4 protein-coding genes are annotated in these 2,699 nt (G+C 74.2%); all 4 read left to right on the top strand.

Features of this window, described 5'->3' with window-relative positions; genetic code table 11:
• The first annotated feature begins 78 nt into the window (after window positions 1–78).
• The 4 genes from pth to ACFCX4_RS35745 all read left to right on the top strand — a co-directional run bounded on the left by pth (window position 79) and on the right by ACFCX4_RS35745 (window position 2,665).
• Entirely contained in the window at window positions 79–660 is a 582-nt protein-coding gene (pth, locus tag ACFCX4_RS35760; RefSeq protein ID WP_376151570.1) for an aminoacyl-tRNA hydrolase, read from the top strand.
• 261 nt (window positions 661–921) lie between these two features.
• Window positions 922–1,194, top strand: a complete 273-nt coding sequence (locus tag ACFCX4_RS35755) for a hypothetical protein (RefSeq protein WP_376151568.1) — start codon at window positions 922–924, stop codon at window positions 1,192–1,194.
• 126 nt (window positions 1,195–1,320) lie between these two features.
• Window positions 1,321–1,857 carry a SigE family RNA polymerase sigma factor gene (locus ACFCX4_RS35750; protein ID WP_376151566.1) on the top strand — a complete coding sequence of 179 codons (537 nt, stop codon included), beginning with the start codon at window positions 1,321–1,323 and terminating at the stop codon, window positions 1,855–1,857.
• The gene (locus ACFCX4_RS35745; protein ID WP_376151564.1) at window positions 1,847–2,665 is read left to right on the top strand and encodes a hypothetical protein; all 819 of its coding nucleotides are present in this window, start codon (window positions 1,847–1,849) and stop codon (window positions 2,663–2,665) included. The genes ACFCX4_RS35750 and ACFCX4_RS35745 overlap by 11 nt, the downstream gene beginning before the upstream one ends.
• Window positions 2,666–2,699 lie beyond the last annotated feature (34 nt).

Below are 2,699 nucleotides of genomic sequence, written 5' to 3'. Positions count from 1 at the left end.
CTCCCCTGGAGCGGCCGGGGCAGCGGCGTGTCCGGGATGATGACGGTGAACACGACCACGAGGAGCGGTGGCGCAAGCATGAGCGACGAATCGTACGAGGGCCCCTGGCTGGTGGTGGGGCTGGGCAACCCCGGGGAGCAGTACGCCCGGAACCGGCACAACATCGGGTTCATGGTGGTGGACCTGCTGGCCCAGCGGATGGGCGCGAAGTTCAAGGCCCACAAGAGCCGCGCCCAGGTCGCCGAGGGGCGGCTGGCGGGCCGGCGGGTGGTGCTGGCCAAGCCGATGTCGTTCATGAACCTCTCGGGCGGCCCGGTCACCGCGCTGCGCGACTTCTACAAGGCGCCCGCCTCCGCGCTGGTGGCCGTCCACGACGAGCTGGACATCGACTACGCGGCCCTGCGGCTGAAGCTGGGCGGCGGCGACAACGGGCACAACGGGCTGAAGTCCATCACCAGGTCGCTCGGCCCGGAGTACCACCGGGTGCGGTGCGGGATCGGCCGTCCGCCGGGCCGCATGGAGGTCGCGGACTTCGTGCTGAAGGACTTCTCCGCCACCGAGCGCAAGGAGCTGGAGTGGTTCGTGGACCGCTCGGCGGACGCGGTGGAGGCGCTGCTCTCCGAGGGCCTGGAGCGGGCGCAGTCGACGTACAACTCCTGAGCCGCGGCGGGGTTCCTGAGCCGCGGTCACGGACCGTGCTCCGCGGGGCGGCGGGCGGGGCGACCGGCGGCGGTCCGGCTGGGCAACGGTCGTACAACTCTTGACCACCCAAACCTGAATGGGTGTGAGAAATCTGTGCCGATCGGATAGCGTCGAGCCAGTACGCGAACGGGTCCTGGGGAGTTCTCGATGCGGAGTTTGCGGCCGGTCCGCCGTCTTCGGCGGATCCGGGTGGTACGGCTGAGGAAGCTCGGCCGGCGGATGGGCACGGCGGGTGCCCTGGGCACCGCGGGCGCGCTCGGCGCCGCCGGGGTGCTGCTGGGCGGTGCCGGCGCGGCGCACGCCGATTCGATGGCGGAGCCCGATCCGGGTGTGGTGTCCCCGGAGCCCGTCTCGGCGCAGCTCGGCCCGGTGCTGGGCGGCTCCGTCGGCGGTGACGCCGGTCTGCTGGCCGTCGGCGGCGGGCTGGTCGTCGCGGCGGGCGGCGCGGCCCTGTGGGTCAAGCGCCACCGCGCCGGCGAAGCCGGGGAGTGAGCGGGGCCTGACGGAGGGGCCGGGGACCGGGAACGACCGGTGCCCGGCCCCCGGGCCGTTCCCCGTTCCCCGGGCTTTTTTCCCGGGCGTGTCATCCGTTCGCGCCCTCCCGCGCGTCTGGTGGGCATGAAGCGCGAACCGATGCGGCCGGGGGGCTTCACCGAGGGCACCCGGCGGGACGATCCGTTCGACGAGTTCGTCGCGGCGCGGTACCAGGCCCTGCTCCGCGGTGCGTTCCTGATCACGGGGAACGTCCACGACGCACGGGACCTGCTGCACGACGCCCTCTCCCGGGTGTACGTCCGGCGCGGCGCGATCCGCGACCCGGGCGCGGCCGAGGCGTACGTCCGGCGGGCCATGGTCCGCACCCACGTCTCGCGGTGGCGGCGCACCCGGCGGGAGGTGCTGACGCCGCTGCTCCCGGACCTCCCGGCGGTCGCGGCCGGTTCGCGGGACGAGGAACTGGAGGCGGCGCTGCGGTCGCTGCCGCCCCGTCAGCGCACCGCGGTGGTGCTGCGGTACTACGCGGACCTGTCGGTGGCCCAGGTGGCCGAGGAACTCGGCTGCTCGACCGCGACGGCCAAGACCCATCTGGCGCGCGCGATGAGGACGCTCCGGCAGGAGCTGGCACCGGTACGGGAGATGGTGGGTCATGACGGTTGAGGAGAGAGGGGCCGATCCGGACCGGTTCGAGCAGGAGCTGGTCGTCCGGCTCGACGCCCGGGCCGGCGCGGTACGGGGGCGGGCGCCGCTGGCCGCCCTGCGGCACGCCGGCCGGCGCCGGAAGCGGCGGCGGGTGGCGGGGCAGCTGGCGGTGGCGCTGGCGGTGGTGGTGCTGGGGATCGGGGCGGTGGCCCGGCTGGACGCGGGCGTCTGGACCGACGGCCGCGGTGCTCTGCCGGCCGGACCGGGTGAGACGCTGCCCGACACCCTGACGGGCGAGGTCCTCCTCTGCGGCGGCGGGCCGGCCGTGCCGCGGTGGCGGCCCTGGGCCGGCGGAGCGCCCAGCACCGCGCAGACACTCTCGTTCCCGACCCTCGCGAGGGCCACGCGGGAAGGCTACCGGGCCCCCGACCTGCTGGAGATCGTGAACACGGTTCGCCGGATCGGTGCGATGCAGTACGGGGACAACTTCTTCGGTGCCTGCTACGACGGGCGGACGTCCGTGGTGTTCGCCCAGCGGGTGGCGGGCAGCGGGTTCGACCAAGCGGTGAACCGGGCGGTGACCTCCGACACGACGGTCGTCCAGTTCGTCGACGCCCTGGGGTCGCGACGGCACTTCGTGGAGCTGCAGCGGCGGATCATGGCCGAGGCCGGCTACTGGTCGGCGCAGGGGGTGACCATCGACCGGGTGGCGATCTCCGAGGACGGTGCCGGGGTGTTCGTGTACACCGAGCAGGCGGCCACCGCGGTGGACGCCGTCGCTGCCCGGTACGGTCCCGAGATCCTGGGGGTGTGGGCGCAGGAGTGAGCCCGCACGACAGGGGCCCCGCGGCGCGCACGCG

This window comes from Kitasatospora sp. NPDC056327 (assembly GCF_042261735.1).
Taxonomy (GTDB): domain Bacteria; phylum Actinomycetota; class Actinomycetes; order Streptomycetales; family Streptomycetaceae; genus Kitasatospora.
This window is presented reverse-complemented; position numbering and strand designations above follow the sequence as displayed.

Coding starts and splice junctions, on each gene's coding strand:
- pth (WP_376151570.1), top strand. CDS start 79: ATGAGCGACGAATCGTACGAGGGCCCCTGGCTGGTGGTGGGGCTGGGC.
- ACFCX4_RS35755 (WP_376151568.1), top strand. CDS start 922: ATGGGCACGGCGGGTGCCCTGGGCACCGCGGGCGCGCTCGGCGCCGCC.
- ACFCX4_RS35750 (WP_376151566.1), top strand. CDS start 1,321: ATGAAGCGCGAACCGATGCGGCCGGGGGGCTTCACCGAGGGCACCCGG.
- ACFCX4_RS35745 (WP_376151564.1), top strand. CDS start 1,847: ATGACGGTTGAGGAGAGAGGGGCCGATCCGGACCGGTTCGAGCAGGAG.